Genomic DNA, 24,807 nt, shown 5'->3' with positions numbered 1-24,807 from the left:
GATGACTCCGGCATGACAAAGGTGGTTTGCTGGGTGTTGGATCGGCGCATCGACCGGGGGCACGTTTCGAGCGCCCCTGGGGGCGGCTACATCCAGCCACGTTCGGCAAACGATTCGACCTGTGGGCCGGCGACGAGAAAATGGTCCAGCAGGCGGACATCGATCAGGCTCAGCGTCTGTACAAGCTGGCGGGTCAGCAGGCGGTCGGCTTCGGAGGCATCGGCGCGGCCGGAAGGGTGGTTGTGCGCGACGATGACCGCCGCAGCGTTGTGCGCCAGCGCGCGCCGCGCCAGTTCGCGCGGGTAAACGCGGGTTTCCGACAGGCTGCCGTGGGACAGTTCTTCGCACGCGATGACCCGGTGCGAGGTATCGAGAAACAGCGCGACGAACACTTCGATGTCTCGATGGCGCAGCAACAGCCCCAGGTAGCCGCGGACCGCATCGGGCGAATCGAGCGCGCTGGCCTGGTGTAGTTCTTCCTTCAGCGTGCGCCTGGCCATTTCGAGCACGGCTTGCAGTTGCGCGAACTTGGCATCGCCCATGCCGGGAACGGCGGCAAAAGCCGGCCGCGGCGCGGCGAAGAGCGCGGCGAGCGAGCCGAAATGGGCGAGCAGGTCGCGCGCGAGGTCGACAGCGCTTTTGCCCGGCAGGCCGACGCGCAGAAAAATGGCCAATAACTCGGCCTCGGACAGTGCCGAGGCACCGAGGTTAAGCAACTTTTCCCGCGGTCTTTCGCCGGCGGGCCAGTCGGTGATTGGCATGCTTCTCGGGTAAACTTGTTCGGATGAGAAACCTCGTTATAAGCAAGGGCCTGCAATGAAGCAAAAACGCATCGTGCTTGGCGTTTCGGGCGGGATTGCCGCCTACAAGGCGGCCGAGCTGACCCGGTTGATGGTCAAGGCCGGCTGGCTGGTCGACGTCGTCTTGACCGACGCGGGCGCGCGTTTTGTCACGCCTGTGACGTTTCAGGCCTTGTCCGGCCGGCCGGTGTACCAGCAGATGTGGGCACCCGAGATCAGTAATGGCATGGCGCATATTCAGCTGACACGTGGTGCCGAAGCGCTGGTGCTGGCGCCCGCCACCGCCGATCTGATCGCCAAGACTGCGCACGGTTTTGCCGACGACTTGCTGTCGACGCTGATCGCCGCGCGCGATTGCCCGCTGTTCGTTGTGCCGGCGATGAACCGGCAGATGTGGGAAAACCCGCCGAATCAGCGCAATGTGCAGCAACTGCGCGATGACGGCGTGTTCATCCTCGGCCCGGCGGCCGGCGAGCAGGCCTGCGGCGAGGTCGGTCTGGGCCGGATGATCGAGCCTGAAGAGATCATGCTGAGACTCGAAGCCGCGTTCCAGCCCAAGCCGCTGGCGGGCAAGCGCGTGCTGCTGACCGCCGGGCCGACCTTCGAGCGCATCGACGCGGTCCGTGGCATCACCAACACCAGCTCGGGCAAGATGGGTTTCGCACTGGCGCGCGCCGCGCGCGAGGCCGGCGCCGAGGTCGTGCTGGTTGCCGGCGACACGTCGCTGCCGACGCCGCTCGATGCGCGGCGTATCGACGTCAAGTCGGCGCAGGACATGCTGACCGCGGTCGAGGCCGAAGTCGATCACACCGATATCTTCATCTCGGTGGCGGCGGTCGCCGACTACTATGTGCTCAACCAGAGCGAGCACAAAATCAAGAAAGACGCGCATATCCTGACGCTGGAACTGGCGCCGAATACCGACATCCTCGCCAAGATCGCCTGCCGTGATGTGCCGCCGTTCTGCGTCGGTTTCGCGGCCGAATCCGAAAACCTGCTCGAGTACGCCGAAGCCAAGCGCCGCCGCAAGCATCTGCCTTTGCTCGCCGCCAATCTGGTGCAGCAGGCGATGGGCGCCGACGACAACGAAGTCATCCTGCTCGACGATGAAGGCGAGCATCGCCTGCCGCGGGGGCCCAAGCTCGACGTGGCGCGCCGGATGATTACCCATATTGCCAAGCTGTACGCCAAACAAGGAAGAAGCGCATGACCCAGCTCGACGTCAAGATTCTCGATGATCGCCTCAAGGACAACCTGCCAGAGTACGCAACGCCAGGCGCAGCCGGACTCGATCTGCGCGCTTGTCTGGATGCGCCGCTGGAACTGGCACCGGGGGCAACCTCGCTGGTGCCGACCGGCATTGCGATCCATCTCGAGAATGCCGGACTGGCGGCGATGATCCTGCCGCGTTCCGGCCTTGGTCATAAGCACGGCATCGTGCTGGGCAATCTGGTCGGCCTGATCGATTCGGATTACCAGGGGCAGATTTTCGTCTCGGTGTGGAATCGCGGCAGTCAGGCGTTCACGGTGCAGCCGATGGAGCGGATTGCCCAGCTCGTCATCGTGCCGGTGGTGCAGGTGGCGTTCAATATCGTCGACGATTTCGCCGAGAGCGAGCGTGGTGAGGGTGGCTTTGGCAGTACCGGCAAGCACTGACACCCACGCAACGGTCGAAAAAAAAGCGGGACAACTGTCCCGCTTTTTTCATGACCAACCCGTTCTTTAGCGCCGCGCCAGACCGCGCACTACGCTGACGAGCCGGTCGACCTCTTCGCAGGTGTTGTAGAAAGCCAGCGACGGCCGCACGGTGGCCTCGACGCCGAAGCGGCGCAAAATCGGTTGCGCGCAATGGTGGCCCGAACGCACGGCGATGCCTTCGCGGTTGAGTGCGTCGCCGACTTCCTCGGTGCGATAGCCCTGCAGCACGAACGACGCCACGCTGGTCTTGTGTTGTGCGGTGCCGATCAGCCTCAGTCCGGGAATACCGCGCAAGCCGTGCGTGGCGTAGTCGAGCAGGGCGTGTTCGTAGGCGGCGATGTTGTCCAGACCCAGCTGCTCGATGTAGTCGATCGCGGCTCCCAGACCGACCGCATCGGCAATGTTGCCGGTGCCCGCCTCGAAACGCGCCGGTGCGCCGTGATACAGCGTGCGCTCGAAGGTGACGTCGGCAATCATGTTGCCGCCGCCTTGCCACGGTGGCATCTGGTCGAGAATCGCCTTCTTGCCATAGACCACGCCAATGCCGGTCGGGGCGAACACCTTGTGGCCGGAGAACACGTAGAAATCCGCATCCATGGCCTGAACGTTGACGCGCAGATGCGAGACCGCCTGTGCGCCGTCGACCAGTACCTTGGCGCCCACGCCGTGCGCCAGCGCAACGATCTCGTGGATCGGCGTGATGGTGCCCAGCGCATTGGAAACCTGCGTGACTGCCACCAGCCGGGTACGGCTGTTGAGCAACTTGCGGTACTCGTCCAACAGGATCTGGCCGCTGTCGTCGACCGGAATCACGCGGATGCGTGCGCCTTTTTCGGCGGCCAGCTGCTGCCACGGCACGATGTTGGCGTGGTGCTCGAGATTGGAAACGATGATTTCGTCGCCCGCGCCGATATTGGCTGCGCCCCAGCTTTTGGCCACGAGGTTGATCGCCTCGGTGGCGCCGCGCACGAAGATGATTTCGTCCGGCGAAGCCGCGCCCAGAAACTTCGTCACCTTTTGCCTAGCCGCCTCGTAGGCGTCCGTGGCCCGCGCGGCCAGTTCATGCGCGGCGCGGTGGATGTTGGAGTTCTCGTGCGCGTAGAAATACGAGATCCGGTCGATGACCGATTGCGGTTTGTGCGTCGTCGCCGCGTTGTCGAGCCAGATCAGCGGCTTGCCGTTCACCCGTTCCTGCAGGATGGGGAAGTCGCGCCGTATCCGGTTGACGTCGATCGTCGCGCTGCTGACGGGCTGCTGCGGCGCGGTGGTCTGCCGGCGCTCGGTCAGCGGATCCAGGAAGTAGAAGTGGCCGCTGGAGCCGGATGGTGCTGCCGATGTCGGCGGGCGATGATCGATCTCCGCCAGCAACGAGCGCAATGCCGCGTCACCGGGAAACCCGAACGGCTGGACGGCGATCTGGTCCGGGACCACCAGACCGGCGCCGGCCGGATAGCCGTGGTCGAGGAAGTAGAACGGCGACGATGCGGACGGTGCCGATGGCGCGGGCACACCCGGCAAGGCTGCGGCATAGCCTTCCGGCACGCCGGGCTGGGCGGCGCTGCTACGGGGTACGCCAGTACCGGCCGGAGCCTCGCTCGGAGGCGAGACCGGTGCCAGCGCCGGTGAGCCGCTGCCGAGCACGATGGCCGGCTCGGCCGCGCGCGGCGGCGTGGCACGGTTGCGCAACTCGTCCAGCGGATTGCCGGGCAGGGCGGAAAAAAACTCGCCAGCCAGTTGTGCCAAGCTCAGCTCGTCCGGCAAGCCTGCCGGAACCGCCTCACTTGTAAGTGTCTGGATAGTCATGGTACTTGCCGATTTCCACATCATCGAGGACAGCCAGTGCGTCGTCCGACAGCACGGCCAGCGAGCAATACAGCGAGATCAGGTACGAGGCGATCGCGTTGCGGTTGATGCCCATGAAGCGCACCGACAGGCCCGGGCTTTGTTCGCCAGCCAAGCCAGGCTGGAACAGACCGACCACGCCTTGGCGTTTTTCACCGCTGCGGATCAGCAGGATTTTGGTCTTGCCATCTTCAACCGGCACCTTGTCCGACGGCACCAGCGGAATGCCGCGCCAGGTCAGGAACTGCGAGCCGAACAGGCTGACGGTCGGCGGCGGCACGCCACGACGGGTGCATTCGCGGCCGAATGCGGCAATCGCCAGCGGGTGGGTGAGGAAGAAGCCGGGCTCTTTCCAGACCTTGGTGATCAGGTCGTCCATATCGTCCGGTGTCGGCGCACCGGTCAGCGTCGAGATGCGCTGTTCGTCGGCGACATTGGCCAGCAGGCCGTAATCCGGGTTGTTGATCAGCTCGCTTTCCTGCCGTTCCTTGATCGTTTCGACCGTCAGGCGCAGCTGTTCCTTGATCTGGTCGTGCGGGCTCGAATACAGGTCCGACACGCGGGTGTGCACGTCCAGCACCGTGGTGACGGCATTGAGGAAGTACTCGCGCGGCTGCTCGTCGTAAGCGACGAAGGTGTTCGGCAGTTCGGCTTCATCGCGCTGCGAGCACGCCACGCGCACGTCGAGCGGATTCTTGACCTTGTTGAGGCGGTAGATGCCGGCCTCGACCGGTTGCCACTGCAGCAAATGCGTCAGCCAGCGCGGGGTGATGATCGAAAGCTGGGGGACGGTCTTGGTGGCATTCGCAAGCTGGCGGGCGGCGTTGTCGCCGAGTGCCAGTTGCGGGTCTTGTTGGGCGGACATCAAACGGCTCCTGTTTATGTTCAAATGGAATAAGCAAATATCCTCTTGGTATGACGTTGGTTCAACATGCTATCGCCATCAATGCCGGCAGGACGGGGGCTTGGGCTCAGGCCGCGGAGGTTTCCTCGCAGCGCGCCACCAGTTCGGACAGCTTGAGGTCCAGCGCCAGCGCGAGTTTGGCCATCGTGTGCAGCGACGGCACCACGACACCACGCTCGATCTCGCCCAGATAGGAGCGGTTGAGGTCGGCACGTTCTGCGAGCGCCTCCTGCGACCAGGCATGGGATTCGCGTGCATGCCGGATGACCTGGCCGAAATGCAAATAACGGTTCGTCATGTCGTGGCCTCGTCCGGCGTCTGTTGGCGCAGGTTAGCCTGTGTGATCACGCTGCCCGGCGGAACACTGCGCGTCAGCCAGACGTTGCCGCCGATCGCCGAGCCGTGGCCGATGGTGATGCGGCCGAGAATCGTGGCACCGGCGTAGATCACGACGTCGTCACCAACCGTGGGGTGGCGGGGGCGGCCCTTGTGCAATGCGCCGCTGGCGTCGGTGTCGAAGCGCTTGGCACCGAGCGTGACCGCCTGATACAGCCGCACGCGTTCGCCGATGACGGCCGTTTCGCCGATCACGACGCCGGTGCCGTGATCGATGAAGAAACCGCGCCCGATCTGCGCGCCCGGGTGGATGTCGATGCCGGTTTCGGCGTGCGCGAGTTCGGCGACGATGCGAGCCAGCAGCGGGACACCGAGCACGTACAGGGCGTGGGCAAGCCGGTGGTGGATGATGGCGATGATGCCGGGGTAGCACAGCAGGATCTCGTCGACGCTGCGCGCGGCCGGATCGCCGAGGTAGGCGGCTTCGACATCGCTGTCGAGTAGCCGGCGGATATCCGGCAAACCGGTGGCAAAGGTCCGCACGATGTCGCGGGCCTGCTGGTCGAGCTGTGCGCCGGCATCGTCCGAACGTGGGCGTTCGGCGAAGTGCAACTCAAGCTTGACCTGGCCGAGCAGGGCATTGAGCGCCGAGTCGAGCGTATGGCCGACGTAGAAATCCTCGCTGGCCGGGCGCAGGTCGGCAGGCCCCAGCCGCAGTGGAAACAGCGCGCCGCGCAGGGCATGGGCGATCGTGTTCAGAACGTCGCGGGACGGCAGCTCGCGACTACTGGGTTCGGGCAGGCGTTGCTGGGCGGCCCGCCACTGGCTGCGGATGGTGCGCAGGTCGGCGACGATCTGGTGCAGCGGCCACAGGCTGCTGTCGGCGGCAGGTGCGACGAGTGGTGGCGTATCGGCAATCTTCATGGGTTCAGCCCTGCTGCCAGGGCAGGCCATGATGGCGCCAGCCGTCGAGCGCACCGCGATGTTGCTGTGCATCCAGCTCGCCTTCGAAGCCTTCCAGTACGTTGAATACCTGGGTGAAGCCTGCCTTGCTGGCGGCGGTTGCGGCTTCGGCCGAGCGTTTGCCGCTGCGGCACAGCAGGAGCAGCACCGCGTCCTTGCCGCCGGCCTTGGTTTCCAGTTCCTTCACGAAGCGCGGATTGCGGCTCAGCGCCGTACCGGAAGCCCAGGGGACATTGACGGTGTCGGGCACGGCGCCGACGAACTTCACTTCCTCGGGCGAGCGCACGTCGACCAGCTGGGCCGCGCCGTCCTCGACCAGTTGCCATGCTTCCTGTGGCGTGACGCTGCCCGCGAAGGGCGGTTGTGCGTCATCGATACGCTGGCGGGCGACAACCAGCAGCGGGTGTGTGCTTACAGAATGTGTTTCGGTGCGAGGTTCGGTTTGAGGGGCGGTTGCGGTGGTGGACATATGCTTCTTCTCCTGTCGGGGCCATATCGCGGTACCGGTTGGCGCGATCTGATTTGCGCAGGATAAGAATCAGCAAAATTTGCGTAAAGGAATATCAAATATCCAATTTATTCCTAATTGTTATTTATTTACGTAAGACTTGGGCGGCGATCGCCATCAGGCTGGCGGGACGGAGGCCGGTCGGGTCATTGGGCTGCACACGGTGTGCGGATCGCGTTGCGGCGGACGGAAAAAAAGCCCCGTTGCGGGGCTGATTCGGTGGGCGATCCTGGCATGTAGCGATTAGCCGTTCAGTGCCCTGTCCAGCGTCCAGACGGCCGCGTCGGCGGCAATGAGCCCGTTGCGGCGCGCCAGCTGCCATGCCGCGTCGAGCGCAGGGCTGAACTGGTGGCCGTAGCGGTCGTGCAGCACATCCAGATCATGCAAATGGCCGAGTGCTTCCTGCGCCGGCTTGCATTGCTTGCCGAAGCCTTGCCAGCGGGGTGCGAGCCAGAGCGTTTGTCCGTCGTGCAGGTAGCGGGCTTTCTTGACCAGTAGGCGGGCTGCGTGCCAATCGTGTGCCGGTGTTGACGGCGTGAGTGCGCTCAGGCCGAGTTGCAATTTTCGGCGGGCACGACGCGTAGTGGTACGGCTGGCCGATTCGAGATATGCGGCGTCGAATTGTGCGGCAGCGGTCATGACGCGCAGCGGCAAGGCGTCGATGGCGGGGCCGTGCAGGGCAAGTACCGTGGCCAGCTTGGCGTTGTCGGTGTCCGGCGCCAATGTCGCCAGCAGCGGTCCGCTGCCCGGCAGCGTGGCCAGCAGTGCGCGCATGACTTCGTCGTCACGCAAGGCATTGGTGTCATGTGCCAGCGCGCCGAGCCCGGCGCGAATGTGCGCGATGTCCGGGTGGTCGGCGAACGGAGTCAGGCGGGCCCGCAGGCTGCGCAGCGCGACGCGCAGCGTATGCAATGCTTCCGGGGCCTCGCTGCCACCGAGCAGCGCCCGGTACGCCGTTTCGATGGCTCGCGCATCAAGTTTGAGTTGGTGTTGCCAGCGTTGCAGCCGGTTCATGGTTCAGGCCTGCTCGGTGGCGATCTGCTTGTGTACCCAGCTCAACGCATCGTGCAATGAGTCGAGGACCGGTACCTTCAGCGACTGGGTGTGCGCATCGGGTTGGCGCAGGTCGGGGATCATCGCGACGCGGCAGCCGGCCGAGTGTGCGGCTTTGACGCCGAAGTTCGAGTCCTCGAAGGCGAAGCAATCGTGGGCTGCCACGCCCAGCGCACTGGCGGCGGCGAGGTAGATGTCCGGCGCCGGCTTCGGGTGTTCGATCTCGTCGCCGCAGCGGCTGGCGCTCAGATAGGACCAGAGTCCGGCGGCCTTGAGATGGTGCTCGGCGATGCTGCGTCGCGTCGACGTGGCGACGGCGATCGGCACGCCGCGGCTACGGAACCACTCGAACAGTTCGAGCACCCCCGGCTTGTGCGGGATCGGTGCATCGGTCAGTTGCAGATAGTGGCGGTGCGTCGCCGTACGGATGGCGTCGATCGGGAAGTCGCTGCCCAGTTCGCTGGACAGGTAGGCGTGAACCTTGCTTGAGTGCATGCCGACCATACCGAGCACGATCGGTTCGGCAATCGACAGGCCCAGTTCGTCGGCGGCATGTTGCCATGCCTGGCAGGCGATCCGTTCGGTATCGAGCAGCAGACCGTCCATATCGAAAATCGCACCACGCGCGGGGAAGGGCTGCATCGAAGATAATCCCGTCTTACTGGTAAAGCCTTAGTTTAACCGATGCGGCCTGGCGGTCGCAGCGTGAGGGAAGTGATGAGCAAACTCCAAAAACCCACCGACGTCTGTCCCTGCGGCAGTGGCCGCAGCTATGTTACCTGCTGCGGCCAATATCACGCCGGACAGCAGACACCGAATGCCGAGGCGCTGATGCGTTCGCGCTATAGCGCCTACGTGCTGGGCGACGAAGCCTATCTGCTGGCCAGTTGGGCGCCGGAGACGCGTCCGGCATCGCTCGATCTGGCTGACGGCGCGCCGATCAAATGGCTGCGGCTCGAGGTCGCCGGGCACTGGCCGGCCGGTGAGAAGGCCGAGGTGGCGTTCACGGCGTTCTACAAGGTGGGTGGCAAGGCGGAGCGCCTGAGCGAGCGCAGCCGGTTCCGCCGGGATCCGCAGTTGGGCTGGCTTTACATCGACGGCGACGTCGATGCCGAGGCGGGCTGAGTTGCCGTGTCTGAGCGGGCACCCGTGTGGTGCCCGATGAGCTGATGTGGTGCGAATGCACCAAAATTAAAACGATCGTTTGCTTTATGTCTTGACGATGATCAAGGTGTGGCGTACTTTTCAAACATGTGTTTGAAATTGTGATCGGTCGATTACAAAACACAAGGAGCACAACATGGCTGAATCGGCCAAAGCACTCGAAACCTCGGCGCGCATCCTCGATGCGGCGGAGACGCTGTTTGTCGAACACGGCTTCCACGCCACGTCGATGCGACTGATCACGCAGGCTGCCGGCGTCAACATCGCCGCGGTCAATTACTACTTCGGCTCCAAGGACGGGCTGTTCAAAGCGGTATTCGAGCGCCGCGCCGAGCCGTTCTCGCAACTGATGCTGGCGCATCTGGACGAAGCCGAGCGCGCCAATCCGGTGCCGAGCGCGCTGCAGATCGTCCATGCCTTCACCAATGCGGCGCTGCAGATGGGCAACGAGCCCGACTACGGCGGCCAGCTGTTCGTGAAGTTGTTGGCCCGCACCTTCGTCGAGCCGCATCCGGCGCTGAAGGAAAGCATGCCGCGCCGCTACGGCGAAGTCTCGCGCCGCTACATCTCCGCGCTGGGCAAGGCGATGCCGCATCTGTCCGAGCTCGAACTGCACTGGCGCTTCCATTTTCTGACGAGCGCGCTGTTCAACGCGTTCGCCGGCAACAACGTGCTGCGTCTGTTCATGGCGCAACCCATCGTCAACGCGCGGGACCCGGAGCTGGTCGCGCGCATGCTGCTGCCGTTTGTCGTCGGCGGGCTTAATGCCCCAGCCGCTGGCTGACGTCCGCGTTTTCCCCTCAAGAGGAGAGAGTTCATCATGACCGCACTGATCGGAATCGCCGTCGTTCTGGTCGCCTTTCTGGTGCTTGCCTATCGGCGTGCACCGTTGTGGCTGACGTCCCTCGTGGTCCTGGCTGGTCTGGGCTACTGTATCGCCGCGCAAGGTGCGCACTGGGGCTGGGGCGCAGGCGCGCTCTCCGTCCTCGCCGTACTGAACCTCAAGCCGCTGCGCCGCGTGATCGTGACCGGTCCGCTGTTCTCTGTCTTCAAGAAAATCACCCCGCCGATGTCGCAAACCGAACAGGAAGCGATCGACGCCGGCACCGTCTGGTGGGATCGGGATCTGTTCTCGGGCAAGCCCGACTACGCCAAGCTGCACAGCTATCCGGCGCCGAAGCTGTCGGCCGAGGAAGAAGCCTTCCTGAACGGGCCGACCGAAACCTTGTGCCAGATGCTCGACGACTGGCAGATCACCCAGGAAACCAAGGATCTGCCGCCCGAAGTCTGGCAGTTCATCAAGGACAACGGTTTCCTCGGCATGATCATCAAGAAGGAATTCGGCGGCAAGGAATTCTCCAACTACGCCCATGCCCGCGTCGTCACCAAGATCGCTACCCGTTCGGGTTCGGCGGCGGTGACGGTGATGGTGCCGAATTCGCTCGGCCCGGGTGAATTGCTGCAGCACTACGGCACCGATGCGCAGAAGAACTACTACCTGCCGCGACTGGCCAAGGGCATCGACATCCCGTGCTTTGCGCTGACCAGCCCTGAAGCGGGCTCGGACGCCGGCGGCATTCCCGACTACGGCATCGTCTGCCGCGGCAGCTACACCGATCCGCGCACCGGCGAGAAGCACGACAACGTACTCGGCATGCGCGTGACCTGGGAAAAGCGCTATATCACCCTCGGCCCGGTCGCGACCGTGCTCGGGCTGGCGTTCAAGTTGTACGACCCCGAACACCTGCTCGGTGAGAAGGAAGACATCGGCATCACCTGCGCGCTGATTCCGACCAACCACGAAGGCGTGAGCATCGGCCGCCGCCACTATCCGGGTACCGCGACGTTCCAGAACGGCCCGAACTGGGGCAAGGACGTGTTCATCCCGATGGACTGGATCATCGGCGGCAAGGACTACGTCGGCCAGGGCTGGCGCATGCTGGTCGAGTGCCTGTCGGTTGGCCGCTGCATTTCGCTGCCGGCGATGTCGGTCGCCTCGGGCAAGCTCGCCTCGTATACCACCGGCGCGTATGCCCGCATCCGCAACCAATTCGGCATGTCGATCGGCAAGTTCGAGGGCGTCGACGAAGCGCTGGGCCGGATCGGTGGCTTTACCTATCAGATGGACGCCGCGCAGCGTCTGGCGCTGACCGCGCTCGACCTGGGCGAAAAGCCGTCGGTGCTGTCGGGCATCCTCAAGTACCACAACACCGAACGCATGCGTAAGACCATCAACGACGCGATGGACGTCCATGCCGGCAAGGCGGTCTGCACCGGTCCGCGCAACTATCTGGCGCTCGGTTACGGCGCGATTCCGGTGGCGATTACCGTCGAGGGCGCGAACATCCTCACCCGGTCGATGATCATCTTCGGTCAGGGCGCGATTCGCTGCCATCCGTTCGTGCTGAAGGAAATGCGCGCGGCGATGGGCAATGACGGCAAGGCATTTGACGACGCGGTGATCGGCCATATCGGCTTCACGGTGTCGAACGCGGTGCGCGCACTGGTGCTCGGCGTGAGCGGCGCCAAGCTGGCCGGCGGTGGCAAGAACGGCCCGACCGCGCAGTACTACCGCGATATCACGCGGATGTCGTCGGCGTTCGCCTTCCTCGCCGACATGGGCATGGCGTCGCTCGGCGGCAGCCTCAAGTTCAAGGAAAAGCTGTCGGCCCGTCTTGGTGACATGCTGTCGAACCTGTACATCGCCACCGCGTCGCTGAAGAAGTTCGAGGATGACGGTGCGCCGGCCGATGATCTGCCGCTGCTGCGCTGGGCCGTCGAGACCGCGCTGTTCGATTGTCAGGAGGCCATGAACGGTTTCCTCGCCAACCACCCGAGCGGTGCGCTGGCCTGGATGATGCGCCGCGTGGTGTTCCCGCTCGGTGCGTCGTACAAGCCGGCGTCCGACCGCACCGGTACCCAGGTCGCCAAGCTCTTGATGGAGCCGTCCGCAGCACGTGATCGCCTGGTGCACTACATGTATCGCTCGAAGGACGAGAACGATGCCGTTGGCGTGCTTGAGCATGCATTGAAAGCGGTGATCGAAACCGAGGCGCTCGAAGGCAAGCTGCGCAGCGCGCAACGCAAGGGCCAGCTCGTCGGGATTACCGCGCAGGACAAGCTTGACGATGCGCGCAACAAGGGCCTGATCAACGACATCGAGTTTGCCGCCGTACAGCGGGCGCGTCGTCTGAAGCGTGAAGTGATCATGGTCGACGACTTTGATCCGCAACTGGCGATGGCCGATTCCGGTGCAATCCACCGCAAAGTGATCTGAACTGCAACGAAACGGGGCGATAGGTAGTGTGATTATTGACACTACATCGTCAAGTGCCGAACCATAGATAAATCGCTCGTTTGAAAAGAGTGATTGATAAACAAAGCTTGCAGCACTGCTGCGTCTAAGGAGAGCACGAATGAACAGAATCGCCTTTGCGTTGCGCATGATTGGTGCAGGGAGCCTGGCCGTGGCAGCGGCTGGTGCCAACGCATCCGGCTACAACTTCGGGGTCCAGAGCGTCAGCGCACAAGGTGTCGCCAATGCGGCGGGTGCGGCGGCTCAGGATGCCACGACGATTTTCTACAACCCGGCGGGCATGACCTATCTGCCAGGCACCAATGTGTCGGGTGGTCTGGTCGTCGTCGACCCGCACGTCAAGGCCGAAAACGTCAGCGCAACGACGGCTGCAGGCCGTCCGATCAGCGGTGGCAGCCCGGGCGATCCGACGTCGCCGGTGGCCGTGCCGCAGCTTTATGTTTCGCATCAGCTCAATGACCAGATGTGGATCGGCCTCGGTGTGTTCGTGCCGTTCGGCGATGCGATCGAATACAACAGCGACTGGGTCGGCCGCTACAACGGCAACAATCTGGATCTGAAGACCGTCGCGATCAACCCGACCTTCGCGTTCAAGATCAACGACCAGTTCTCGGTCGGTGCCGGTTTGACCGCGGAGTACATGGACGGCAAGTTCAAGAAACGTGCCGACTTCGGTACGCAGGCCGGTGCAACGGTCGTTGGAGGCCAGCCGCTGGCGGCGCGCAATCCGCGCCTGGTGGCGGGCACCGGCCAGTACGACGGTGCGCTCGATTATGACGGGGACGATTGGGGCTTTGGCTTCAATCTGGGCGCCATGTGGCAGGTCGATCCGACGCTGCGCATCGGCACCGCCTACCGTTCGAGCATCAGCCACAAGCTCGAAGGCGATGCCAGCTGGTCGCGTCCGAGCACGCTGGGTCTGGGCGCGCTCGATGCGACGGTGATCGGCAATCTGGCGCTCAAGGGCTATCGCAGCGGTACCGGCACGGCCGATATCGATACGCCGGATTCGTTCTCGCTGAACTTCTACAAGGCGATCAATTCGCAGTTCGCCATCATGGGTGACTGGACCTACACCTGGAATTCGAATTTCGACGAGCTGAGGCTGAAGTTCGATACCGGCCTGCCGGATGCGGTGATCGAGCAGGACTGGAAGAACACCAGCCGCTACTCGCTTGGCGCGACCTATCAGCTCAACGATCCGCTGTTGCTGCGCTTCGGTCTGGCCTACGACCAGAGCCCGGTGCCGAGCGACGCCGAGCGGATCGCGACGCTGCCTGACAGCGACCGGATCTGGTATTCGATCGGTGCCAACTATGCTTTCAGCAAGAACCTGTCGGTCGACGTCGCGTACACCTTTGTCGACTTCAAGGACGCGAGCATGAACAACAAGGAATGCTCGGCGGCCAATGGATGTACCGGCAGCGGCACGACGACCAAGGCTGACTTCAAGACCTACGCCAATATTTTTGGCGCGCAAATCAACTATCGCTTCTAAGGCAGAACAGCGGGCGGGGTAACCCGTCCGCTGCGGCGGCCAGCCGGCCGTCGCCTTTGGGGGCGTTTTCCACGCGGGGATAATGCATGTCTAACGTATCGCAGAAACAGATCCGCAAGGTTGCGGTGCTCGGCGCCGGTGTCATGGGGGCGCAAATCGCCGCCCATCTCGCCAACGCCGGTATCGACACCGTGCTCTTCGATCTGCCGGCCAAGGAAGGCCCGGCCAACGGCATCGTGCTCAAGGCCATCGACAACCTCAAGAAGCTCAAGCCCGCGCCGCTGATGTCGGCGATGCGTGCCGACCTGATTGAAGCCGCGAACTACGGCAGCGATCTGGCTTTGCTGGGCGACTGTGACCTGGTGATCGAAGCGATCGCCGAACGGCTGGACTGGAAGCTTGATCTGTACGCCAAGATCGCCCCGCATCTGGCGCCGCACGCGATTCTCGCGACCAATACCTCAGGCCTCTCGATCCAGAAACTGGCCGACGGCGTACCGGGTGAATTGAAGTCCCGCTTCTGCGGTATCCACTTCTTCAACCCGCCGCGCTATATGTACCTTGTGGAGCTGATCCCGACCGCCGGCACCGACACCGCCGAGCTCGACGCGCTGGAGACCTTCCTGGTCACCCGTCTGGGCAAGGGCGTGGTGCGCGCCAAGGACACTCCGAACTTCATCGCCAACCGCATCGGTGTGTTCTCGATGCTGGCGACGATTCATCACGCCGAACAATTCGGCATCCGTTTCGACGTCGTCGACGATCTGACCGGCCCGCGCATGGGCCGTCCGAAGTCGGCGACCTTCCGCACCGCCGACGTGGTCGGCCTGGATACCTTCGCGCACGTCGTCAAGACGATGACCGACAATCTGCCGAATGATCCGTGGGCGGCGTATTACAAGAGCCCGGCCTGGCTGGCCGCGCTGATCGAAAAGGGCGCGCTGGGTCAGAAGACTCGTGGCGGCATCTATAAGAAAGAAGGCCGTGACATTCTCGTGCTCGATCCGAAGGCCGGCGAATATGTGCCGTCGGGCCAGAAGGGCAGCGACGAGGTCAAGGCGATCCTGAAGATCGAAGACCCGGCCGCCAAGGTCAAGGCATTGCGCGAGTCGTCGCATCCGGAAGCGCAATTCCTCTGGGCCTGCTTGCGCGATGTGTGGCATTACGTTGCGACCTTGCTCGACGGCATCGCCGATTCGGCGCGCGATATCGATTTCGCGATCCGCTGGGGCTTTGGCTGGAAGCAAGGTCCGTTCGAGCTGTGGCAAGCAGCCGGCTGGCAGGCCGTGTTTGAGGCCGTGAGTGCCGATATCGCCGCCGGCAAGGCCATGGCGTCGACACCGTTGCCGGCCTGGGTTGGCCAAGTTGATGGCGTGCACGCAGCGGCGGGTTCGTACAGTGCCGCGCAGAACAAGCTGATCGTTCGCTCGACGCTGCCGGTCTACGGTCGCCAGCTCTATCCGCCGCAACTCGTCGGCGATGCCGAGCCGAACTACGGCGAAACCGTGTTCGAGAACGACAGTGTGCGGATGTGGCTGCCGCCGGCAGCGACCGATGTCCCGGTGCTGTCGTTCAAGACCAAGGCGCATGCCATCGGCGCCAATGTGCTGGCCGGTGTGCAGGAAGCGATCCGCATCGCCGAAGCGCGCTTCCAGGGCCTGGTGATCTGGCATCCGGATGCGCCGTTCTCGGTCGGCGCCGATCTGGCGAGCATGGGCCCGGCGTTCATGACCGGTGATTTCAACGCGATCGAAAACATGGTTGCCGAATTCCAGAAGGCATCGATGGCAATCAAGTACGCCAAGGTGCCGGTGGTTGGCGCGGCTCAGGGTTATGCCTTTGGCGGCGGTTGCGAGTTCCTGATGCACTGCGCCCGCGTGGTCGCGGCGGTCGAAACCTATATCGGCCTGGTCGAAGTCGGTGTCGGCTTGCTGCCGGCCGGCGGCGGCTGCAAGGAGTTCGCACTGCGCGCCAGCCGCGAGGCCAAGGGCGGCGACATCCTTGCGGTACTGAAGGACTACTACATGGCGATGGCGATGGCCAAGGTCGGCACCAGCGCCGAGGAAGGCCAGCAGATCGGCTATCTGAAGGAATCGGACATTGTGCTGTTCAACAGCAACGAGCTGCTGTTCGTCGCCCAGGCGCAGGTCCGCGCGCTGGCCGCGACCGGCTACCGCGCGCCGGTGAAGCCGAAGGCCTTCCCGGTCGCCGGCCGCACCGGTGCCGCGACGATCCAGGGGCAGCTGATCAATATGCTCGAGGGTGGCTTCATCTCGAAGTACGACTATCACATCGGTGTGCAGATCGCCGAGGTGGTCACCGGTGGCGACGTCGACGCCGGCACGCTGGTCAACGAGGAATGGATACTCAAGCTCGAACGTGAGCGCTTCATGGGGCTGTTGAAGAAGGGCAAGACCCAGGAACGGATCATGTACATGCTAGAGAACAACAAGCCTCTCAGAAACTGATCATCAAGCTACTGCGGCGGCGCATGACTGCGTCGTGCGGTGCGCGCGATCCTCATGGACTCATGTCCATTCCGGTCGCTGTGCTCCTGCTCCTTGCCCTGCGCCGCCTCGCTACGCTTGCTGACCCGTTTCTCCCCGATTTGAAAGTGGGCGGTTTCCGCCCGATGAATGCTTAGGAGCTCTCCCATGAGCAAACAGATTCAGGAAGTCTATATCGTCGCTGCGACCCGCACCCCGGTGGGCAAGGCACCGCGCGGCATGATGAAGAACGTGCGTCCGGACGACATGCTGGCGCATGTGATCAAGGGCGCGATGGCGCAGGTGCCGGGGCTCGATCCGGCGCGTGTCGACGACGTCGTCGTCGGCTGCGCGATGCCGGAGGCCGAGCAGGGTATGAATATGGCGCGGATCGGCGCGCTGCTCGCCGGCCTGCCCGATACCGTCGGCGGCATCACCATCAACCGCTTCTGCTCGTCGGGCATCAACGCCGTATCGATGGCCGCCGACCGGATCCGCGTCGGCGAGGCCGACGTGATGATCGCCGCCGGCGCCGAGTCGATGTCGATGGTGCCGATGATGGGCAACAAGATCGCGCTGAACCCCGAGTTCTTCGCCAACAACGAGAACATGGCGATCGCCTTCGGCATGGGTCTGACCGCCGAGAAGGTCGCCAACCAGTGGAACGTCAGCCGCGAGGATCAGGATGCGTTCGCGGTCGAATCGCACCACCGCGCGCTGGCGGCGATCGAATCGGGCGCGTTTGCCGACGAAATCACCCCGCTCGACGTCACCTACCGCGTACCGAATCTGGCGACCGGCGAAGTCGAGCTGGTGAACAAAACGCTGACGACCGACGAAGGTCCGCGCGCAGGTACCAGCCTCGAAGGCCTGGCCAAGCTCAAGACCGTGTTCGCGGCCAAGGGTTCGGTCACCGCCGGCAACAGCTCGCAGATGTCGGACGGTGCCGGCGCGCTGATCCTGGTGTCGGAAAAGGTCCTGAAGGAATACAACCTGACGCCGCTGGCCAAGTTCACGACCTTCGCGGTCAAGGGCGTGCCGCCGGCGATCATGGGCATCGGTCCGAAGGAAGCGATTCCGGCCGCGCTGAAACAAGCCGGTTTGAGCCTGAATGATCTGTCGTGGATCGAGCTGAACGAAGCCTTCGCCGCACAGGCGCTGGCCGTCAGCCGTGATCTGGGTCTGGATATGAGCAAGGTGAATCCGAACGGGGGGGCGATTGCGCTCGGCCATCCGCTCGGTGCCACCGGCGCCATCCGCGCCGCCACGCTGATCCATGGCCTGCGCCGTCAGGGCAAGCCGGGTGCCTACGGCATGGTGACGATGTGTATCGGCACCGGCATGGGCGCCGCCGGCATCATTCAGGTGCTGTGAGGCCGCAACGAGTTTGACTCTGCCTGTCTTTGCCCACGCTTATCCCGTGGGCTTTTTTTCTGGAGGACGACAATGAAAAAACGCGCCATGGCGCTGGCCCTGATGCTGGCACTGACCGCGACAGCGGCGAATGCGCTCGAAGTCGGCGGGACCAACGTCGCCGACAAGGCCGACGTTGCCGGGCAGTCGTTGCAATTGAACGGCGCCGGCATCCGCAAGAAGGTGGTGTTCGATGTCTACGTGGCGTCGCTGTATACCAGCGCCAAGGTCGGTGACGCCGCGGCCGTCATCGGCGCAACGACTCCACGCCGGATGGAGTTGCGCATGCTGCGCGATGTGTCGGCGGGCACGATGCACGAATCGTTTGTCGACGGTCTGCAGGACAACATCTCGGCCGGCGAGATGAAGCGCTTCGCGCCGCAGCTCGACACACTCGACAAGGTATTCCGCGAGGTCAAGACGGTGGCCAAGGGCGACGTGATCCAGCTGGATCTGTTGCCGGGACAGGGGACCAAGGTCACCGTACGTGGCAAAGCCTATCCGGTCATTGCCGGCGACGATTTTGCCTCGGCGCTGTTGTCGATCTGGCTCGGCAAATCACCGGTGCAGGCCGGGCTCAAGGCACAGCTGCTCGGCGCACGCTGATTGGCGGGATGGGGAAGAAGGTAAAAAAGGGCTGCCGCTGGCAGCCCTTTGTTTTGTAGTGCTATTACATAGTCATTCGTTGTTGTTTTTCGCGTGCTACGAAAATATTTCAGTATTTATATGGCTTTCGGCGTTATTGATGTAGTCAGTTACATTGAGTAACGCGAATATGTAGGTAGTAAAAGTACAAAAAGACTTGCGTGTGATTCGTAGTCTTGCTAAAGTTCACCCATGCCAGCAAGCCTGCTGACATCAAGTGTGATGTTGAGCCTCTCCAAGGAGAAGGACATGAAAACGCTGTTGAAAATCGTCAAGAACGTCGAAAAGGCCCAGTGCCTGATCGTTAAATCTTACGGATGGCGTCTGACGCTCGTTCGTTGATGTAGTCGCGCGGTTGCGCGCATCTCTGTAGTACCCGGCCTCTTGGCCGTTATCGACTCCTCCTATTCCTGCCCGTGCATCGACCTTCTGGTTGAGCCGGGCAATTTTTTTGTTTGTTATTCATTCGTATCGAGTCGCCGCGCCGCCCGGGCTTTCGGCTAAAGTACGGTGTTTTCTGCCTGCCACCGCTGTATGTCCGCCCTGACACGTTCCGCCCTGCTGAGTGTTCTGTTTGCCGCGAGCCTGGCTTGGGGCGACGAGGGCGAAATTGCCTCGTATCAGGTCGATATCGACGCGCCGTCGGATATTGAAAGCCTGCTCGAGCGTTACCTCGACCTCTACCGCTGGCGTGACGAAAAGAAAACCACGCCTGAAAGCCTGCAGCTGCTGGTCGACCGCACGCCGCAAGAGGCCGCCGCGCTGCTGCACACGCAGGGTTATTTCTCTTCCAAGATCACGTCCAGGCTCGAAAACAACGGTGGCAACTACCGTGCGGTGGTCGAAGTCGATCCGGGGCCGTTGACGCGGGTCGGCAAGATCGACTTCCAGCTGATCGGTGCGATCACCGAGGATGAGGCGTTCTACAAACGGGCGCTGACCCGGCTGGAAGGCGGTTGGGCACTCGCCGAAGGCGATGTCTTCACTCAAGCCGCCTGGTCGGACACCAAGCAGCGGGTAATCAACCGGATGCTGGCCAGACGTTACCTGACCGCCCACGTGACCAAGAGTGAAGTCAGTGTCGACCCGGCGAGCAACCGCGCCGACATCACCATGGTGATCGACAGCGGTCCGGCCTATGTTTTTGGCCCGGTCACGATCAAGGGGCTGCATCGCTACCCGGAGCGCATCGTCAAGAACCGCATCGACTTGCAGGAAGGTGGCGAGTACCGGCGCAAGGAGCTGGCCGATCTGCAATCGGATCTGCAATCGATGCCGCAGTTCGGCGCCGCAGTGGTTGAGGCCGAACCTTCGGCAACAGCGCCCTATATCGCGCCGATCGTGGTCAATCTGCAGGAAGTGCCGCTGAACAAGCTGGCGCTGTCGCTCGGTTACAGCACCAACACCGGGCCGCGCGCCGAGGCCCAGTATTACTATCACAACCTGCTTGATCGTGGCTGGGTTGGCGGCATTCGCGCCAAGCTGGATGGCGACGAGCAGGAAGGCGAGCTGTCGATCGATTTTCCGCAGTTCAAGAGCGGATATTCGCACCGTGCCTACGTCAACTACACCAGCAGCACCGTCGAAGGGCTCGATACCGAGACCTATAAGGGCGGCGTATCCCGGACGCGCAAGGAAGATCTGATCGACCGGACGCTGGGCATCGAATACCTGCGTGAACGCCGCGTGAATGCCGATGGCGACCTCGAGCGTCCGCAGGCGCTGGTCGCCTACTACAAGTGGATACGCCGCGATCTGGACAGCCGGCGCGATCCGAAGAAAGGCAACATCCTGCAGCTCGAAGGCGCTGGTGCCGTTCAGGGCGTGGCGACCGACGAGTCGTTTGTCGAGCTGTACGCCCAAGGGGTGCAGTACTGGAAGGTAGGGCAAGGTGACGTTGCCTTCATCCGGCTCGAACTGGGGCAGAACTTCACCAAGGACCCGAGCAAGGTGCCGACCGATTACCTGTTCCGGGCCGGTGGTGCCAACAGCGTTCGGGGTTATGACTACCAGAGCCTCGGCATTACCTCGGATGGTACGACCGAGCCGGGCAGGGTGCTGGCAACGGCCACGGCTGAATACCAACACGTGGTTTACAAGGATTGGCGGGCCGCCGTCTTCGTCGACTACGGCGACGCGGCCGATACCTGGGGCAGTTTCGACGGCCAGACCGGTGTCGGTGCCGGCGCGCGCTGGGTCAGCCCGGTCGGCGTGCTGGGCGCCGACCTCGCCTATGGTGTCGATGCCGAGCAGTGGCGCTTCTACTTTTCGCTGGGGCTGACGTTCTGATATGAGCGAAAACGAATTGCCTGTGCCGCCGACGGAGCAGGACACCGCCGCAGCGCCGCCGGCCAAGCGCAGCGTATTGCGCTGGCTGGTGTGGGGCGTGCTCGGCACCGTGGTGTTGCTTGCCGGCCTGCTTGCCGGCGCCTTGGTGTGGATCGATAGCGCCGGCGGTCATCGCTGGCTGGTCGATCGCGTCAATGCCAGTGGTGTCGCCAAACTCAAATCGCTGGATGGCTCGCTCTGGCGCGGCATCACCGTCAACGGGCTGATCGTCGATACCGCAGCGGTGACGGTCAAGCTCGATCGCGGCTACCTCGAATGGTCACCGGAAGCCTTGCTGGCTCGGCGGATCTCGGTCAGCCGGCTCGAGCTGGGGCATCTCGACATCACCAGCAAACCGTCGCCGCCGAACCAGCCCGCCTCACCGCCGCCGACGTCGCTGAGCCTGCCGCTGGCGATCGATGTCGACGCGGCGAGCCTGCAGCGCTTCACGCTGGCCGGGTCACCGGTCGATTTGCAGCACGTGCAACTGAATCTGCACAGCGACGGTGACGTGCACCGGCTCGACCTGCAGCGGCTCGATACGCCGCGCGGGCGGATCAAGGCCCAGCTGTCGCTCGATGGCCGCGCGCCGTTTGCCGTCAGCGGTCGTCTGGGCTATGGCGGCGTGATCGAAGAGCGCCAGCTGGAAAGCCATTTGAACCTGTCCGGCTCGCTGCGCGATCTGGGGCTGGCCGGCTCGGTGAAGGGCGAGAAAGTCGGCATTGATCTGGATAGCCGGATCGACGTCTTTGCGCCGTACGCGTACGCGATGCTGAAATCGGCCCAGCTCAAGGCGCACGGCGTCAATCCGGCGGCGCTGCAACCCGGCCTGCCAAAGGCGGAGCTTGACGTCGAGCTGGCGCTGGCGCCGAGCAGCGGCAAACTTGCGGCAGGACATCTGTCCTTGAAGAACGCCTTGCCCGGCGCGGTGAATGCGGGGCGATTGCCGCTGGAAACGCTGAGCGCCGGGTTTACCGTCAGCGACGAGGACCTCGACCTGACGACGCTGCTGGCGACCTTGCCCGGCGGCGGCCAGCTCAAGGGCCGCGGGCAGTTTCGCGCTGACCAGCTCGATGCAACGATCGACATCAACGGGCTGGATCTGTCGCAACTGGTGCAGCGGCAACCGAAAAGCCGGCTTGGCGGGCAGATCCACCTGAAGGGACCGTACGCGGCCCCCGATGTCGTGGCCAAGCTCGACGATCCGACCTACAAAGCCGCGCTCAGCGCGGATCTGGGCTGGATTCGGCCGAAGACCGAGCGCCGGCTGGCCATCCGCAGCGCCGAACTCAAGCGTGGCAATAGCGCGGTGTCGCTCAAGGGCGAGTTCGGTTTCGAGCGCGAGGATTTTGTCGCCGAGGCGACGCTGAACAATATCAATCCGGCCGAATTTGCCGCCGTGCCTGCGGGCAGGATCAGCGGCCATGTCGATGCGCGAGGCGCGCTCAAGCCGGCGCTGAGCGCCAATGTGCAGTACGAATTGACGCAGAGCAGTTTCAACAACCGCCCCCTGTCCGGCAAGGGCGAGCTCGATCTGACCGAAACGCGCTTGAAGCGTGCCGATCTGTGGCTGGCGCTGGGCAGCAACCGGATCAGTGCCCGTGGTGCGCTGGGTGCCGCCAACGACAAGCTCGATCTGCAGCTTGCGCTCGACGGCCTGAACGAGCTCGGCCCCGGCTTCGGCGGCCGGGTGCAGGGGACGACACAACTGATCGGCGCGTTCAAGAAACCACTGATCAAGACGTCGCTGAACGTCGCCGCGCTGGCGACGCCATTCGGCATCAAGTTGGCGCGCGGCACGCTCGATGGCCAGCTGTATGCCGATCTGACGAGCCCGATGCAGTTCGATGTGGATTTGTCCGGGCTGGAAGGTTTCGACGCCAGGATTGCCCAGCTCAAGCTGGCGATCAACGGCACGCGCGGTGCGCACACCTTGCGCTTGAACGCGTCCGGCCAGTACCACAACGAGCCGATCGGGCTGGATCTGACGGCGGCCGGCGGGCTGGATCCGCAATGGCAATGGCGTGGCAGGATCAACAAACTTGATGGTCGCGCGATGTTGCCGATCAGCGTCCAATCGGCCGTCGACGCCAGTTTCGGCGCCGAGAAGGTCGAGCTGGGCGCGACGACGCTGGCGATTGGCGAGAGCCGGATCAAGCTCGACCGGCTGTTCTGGCAGCCGGGGCGACTGGAAACCGATGGCAGTGCCGAACGCCTTGTGACCGCAGAGCTGCTGAAGCTGGCGGACTTCAAGGCCGTGCAGAGTGACCTGGTGCTCGGCGGGCGCTGGCAGCTGCGGCAGGGCGCGACGCTGGATGGCGACGTGAATCTAAACCGGCTCAGCGGCGATGTCCGCGTGCCGGCCAGCGACCGCAGCCCGGCGCATGCCTTGCAGCTCGATCAGCTGGGCGTGCGCATTCAGGCCCGCCAGTCGCAGCTCGCGCTCGAAGGGCAGATTCGCAGCAGCCGTTTTGGTCAGGTTGCGCTGACCGGATCGACGCGGGTTGATGCGCCGAACTGGCAGGTCGAGATCGGTGCACCGCTGGCGCTGCGGGCGACCGGCAAACTGCCCGATCTGGCCAAAATATCGCCGTTGCTCAGCGACAGCCTGCAACTGAAGGGGGCGATCGATTTTGACGTCAGCCGCAGCGGACCGATGTCGCAAGGCGTGCTGGCCGGCACCGTCAACGGCGACAATCTCGCGGTCCGCGATGCGGTAACCGGGGTGTCACTGCAGGACGGCAAGGCGCGGATTCGCTTGTCACAGAATCGCGTCTCGCTGGACACGTTCACGTTCAAGGGCGGGCGCGGTGAGCTGAACGCGACCGGCCAGATCGATCTGAACGACAACGGCGCCGATGCCAACGCGACGATCACGGCCCGGCAGCTGACGCTGATCAACAAGCCGGACATGCTGCTGGTCGTCTCGGGCAAGGGCGATGTGCGCTACGGCAAAGAGGGGCTGTCGGTGAGCGGCAACCTCAAGGCCGACCACGGCGATATCCGCTATCGCTCGACCGATGTACCGCATCTGTCCGACGACGTGGTGATCGTTGGCGAGAAGCGCGACGTCGGCAAGCCGCTGCCGCTGGCGAATCTGCAATTCGAAGTCGATCTAGGCGACGATTTCACCTTCCGCGGCTACGGGCTGGAGGCGCAGTTGTCCGGGCTGTTGCGCTTGAAGACAACGCCGAACCAGAGTCTTCAGGGCTTCGGGACGGTCAAGGTCGAGGAAGGGACGTATCGTGCCTACGGCCAGAAACTGGCGATTGAGCGCGGCATCGTGTCGTTCTCGGGCCAGCTCGATAATCCGGGGCTCGACATCCTCGCTGTCCGGGAGGGGTTGTCGGTCGAGGCCGGCGTCGAGGTCAAGGGCTCGGCGCTGAATCCGCGGGTCAAGCTGTATTCAAACCCGTCGGTGCCCGACAACGAGAAGCTCTCGTGGCTGCTGTTCGGTCATGGCACCGACAATATGGAAAAGGGCGATTCGGCGGTGCTGTTGCAGTTCCTGAACGCGGCGTTTGCCAGCGGCGATTCGGGCGAGAGCTTCTCGGACGAATTGCTCGGCAAGCTCGGCATCGACGAAGTCGGTGTTGCGTCGGACAAGATGGAGGACGGCACGACGACACAGGTCGTGACGGTGAGCAAACGGCTCAACAAGTGGCTGACGCTGGGGCTCGACAAGAGCGTCAACGGCCTCAAGGACGCCGTGCGCTTTACCTTGCAACTGTCGCGGCGCTGGTCCTTCGTGACCCGGGTTGGCACCGACGAGAGCACGTTCGATGCCAAATATTCGATCAACTTCGATTCGCTCTGGGGCGACGACAAGCCGGCGCCGTCGCTGAAACCCTGA

At 63.5% G+C, this 24,807-nt stretch carries 19 protein-coding genes; 11 read left to right on the top strand and 8 right to left on the bottom strand.

Features of this window, described 5'->3' with window-relative positions; genetic code table 11:
* Positions 1–86 precede the first annotated feature (86 nt).
* Entirely contained in the window at positions 87–761 is a 675-nt protein-coding gene (gene radC, locus R0382_RS16040) for a RadC family protein (RefSeq protein ID WP_432720870.1), read from the bottom strand.
* 55 nt (positions 762–816) lie between these two features.
* Here radC and coaBC point away from each other — a divergent pair, with 55 nt between their 5' ends.
* Entirely contained in the window at positions 817–2,010 is a 1,194-nt protein-coding gene (coaBC, locus tag R0382_RS16035) for a bifunctional phosphopantothenoylcysteine decarboxylase/phosphopantothenate--cysteine ligase CoaBC (RefSeq protein ID WP_432720869.1), read from the top strand.
* Positions 2,007–2,456 (top strand): dUTP diphosphatase, encoded by a 450-nt coding sequence (gene dut, locus R0382_RS16030; RefSeq protein WP_432720868.1) that lies wholly within the window; start codon positions 2,007–2,009, stop codon positions 2,454–2,456. The genes coaBC and dut overlap by 4 nt, the downstream gene beginning before the upstream one ends.
* Before the next feature lie 66 nt (positions 2,457–2,522).
* Here dut and R0382_RS16025 read toward each other — a convergent pair whose 3' ends face one another.
* The 7 genes from R0382_RS16025 to R0382_RS15995 form a co-directional block, all read right to left on the bottom strand.
* Positions 2,523–4,241 (bottom strand): family 2A encapsulin nanocompartment cargo protein cysteine desulfurase, encoded by a 1,719-nt coding sequence (locus tag R0382_RS16025; protein WP_432720867.1) that lies wholly within the window; start codon positions 4,239–4,241, stop codon positions 2,523–2,525.
* A gap of 34 nt (positions 4,242–4,275) precedes the next feature.
* Complete coding sequence (locus R0382_RS16020) at positions 4,276–5,205, bottom strand: family 2A encapsulin nanocompartment shell protein (protein WP_432720866.1); 930 nt, start codon at positions 5,203–5,205, stop codon at positions 4,276–4,278.
* A 106-nt stretch (positions 5,206–5,311) separates the two neighbouring features.
* Entirely contained in the window at positions 5,312–5,542 is a 231-nt protein-coding gene (locus tag R0382_RS16015) for a helix-turn-helix domain-containing protein (protein WP_432720865.1), read from the bottom strand.
* Complete coding sequence (epsC, locus tag R0382_RS16010; RefSeq protein ID WP_432720863.1) at positions 5,539–6,504, bottom strand: serine O-acetyltransferase EpsC; 966 nt, start codon at positions 6,502–6,504, stop codon at positions 5,539–5,541. The genes R0382_RS16015 and epsC overlap by 4 nt, the downstream gene beginning before the upstream one ends.
* Positions 6,505–6,508: 4 nt before the next feature.
* Positions 6,509–7,012, bottom strand: a complete 504-nt coding sequence (locus tag R0382_RS16005; protein WP_432720862.1) for a rhodanese-like domain-containing protein — start codon at positions 7,010–7,012, stop codon at positions 6,509–6,511.
* 282 nt (positions 7,013–7,294) lie between these two features.
* Complete coding sequence (locus tag R0382_RS16000; protein WP_432720861.1) at positions 7,295–8,065, bottom strand: CHAD domain-containing protein; 771 nt, start codon at positions 8,063–8,065, stop codon at positions 7,295–7,297.
* 3 nt (positions 8,066–8,068) lie between these two features.
* Positions 8,069–8,746 carry an HAD family hydrolase gene (locus R0382_RS15995; protein ID WP_432720860.1) on the bottom strand — a complete coding sequence of 226 codons (678 nt, stop codon included), beginning with the start codon at positions 8,744–8,746 and terminating at the stop codon, positions 8,069–8,071.
* Between the two features lie 75 nt (positions 8,747–8,821).
* Here R0382_RS15995 and R0382_RS15990 point away from each other — a divergent pair, with 75 nt between their 5' ends.
* The 9 genes from R0382_RS15990 to R0382_RS15950 all read left to right on the top strand — a co-directional run bounded on the left by R0382_RS15990 (position 8,822) and on the right by R0382_RS15950 (position 24,807).
* Entirely contained in the window at positions 8,822–9,229 is a 408-nt protein-coding gene (locus tag R0382_RS15990) for a YchJ family protein (RefSeq protein WP_432720859.1), read from the top strand.
* Between the two features lie 175 nt (positions 9,230–9,404).
* Positions 9,405–10,052, top strand: coding sequence for a TetR/AcrR family transcriptional regulator (locus R0382_RS15985; protein ID WP_432720858.1), 648 nt, complete (start codon positions 9,405–9,407; stop codon positions 10,050–10,052).
* A gap of 36 nt (positions 10,053–10,088) precedes the next feature.
* Entirely contained in the window at positions 10,089–12,545 is a 2,457-nt protein-coding gene (locus tag R0382_RS15980) for an acyl-CoA dehydrogenase (protein WP_432720857.1), read from the top strand.
* Positions 12,546–12,684: 139 nt separating this feature from the next.
* A complete protein-coding gene (locus R0382_RS15975; RefSeq protein ID WP_432720855.1) occupies positions 12,685–14,082 on the top strand; it encodes an OmpP1/FadL family transporter in 1,398 nt (465 codons plus the stop codon).
* 86 nt (positions 14,083–14,168) lie between these two features.
* Positions 14,169–16,550, top strand: coding sequence for a 3-hydroxyacyl-CoA dehydrogenase/enoyl-CoA hydratase family protein (locus R0382_RS15970; protein WP_432720854.1), 2,382 nt, complete (start codon positions 14,169–14,171; stop codon positions 16,548–16,550).
* A gap of 186 nt (positions 16,551–16,736) precedes the next feature.
* Positions 16,737–17,942, top strand: a complete 1,206-nt coding sequence (locus R0382_RS15965) for an acetyl-CoA C-acyltransferase (protein WP_432720853.1) — start codon at positions 16,737–16,739, stop codon at positions 17,940–17,942.
* Positions 17,943–18,014: 72 nt separating this feature from the next.
* Complete coding sequence (locus R0382_RS15960; protein WP_432720852.1) at positions 18,015–18,587, top strand: chalcone isomerase family protein; 573 nt, start codon at positions 18,015–18,017, stop codon at positions 18,585–18,587.
* Between the two features lie 573 nt (positions 18,588–19,160).
* On the top strand, positions 19,161–20,915 hold the full coding sequence (locus R0382_RS15955) for an autotransporter assembly complex protein TamA (protein WP_432720851.1): 1,755 nt from the start codon (positions 19,161–19,163) through the stop codon (positions 20,913–20,915).
* 1 nt (position 20,916) lies between these two features.
* A complete protein-coding gene (locus tag R0382_RS15950; RefSeq protein WP_432720850.1) occupies positions 20,917–24,807 on the top strand; it encodes a translocation/assembly module TamB domain-containing protein in 3,891 nt (1,296 codons plus the stop codon).

The sequence above is a fragment of the Jeongeupia wiesaeckerbachi genome, assembly GCF_050916355.1.
GTDB lineage: Bacteria > Pseudomonadota > Gammaproteobacteria > Burkholderiales > Chitinibacteraceae > Jeongeupia > Jeongeupia wiesaeckerbachi.
This window is presented reverse-complemented; position numbering and strand designations above follow the sequence as displayed.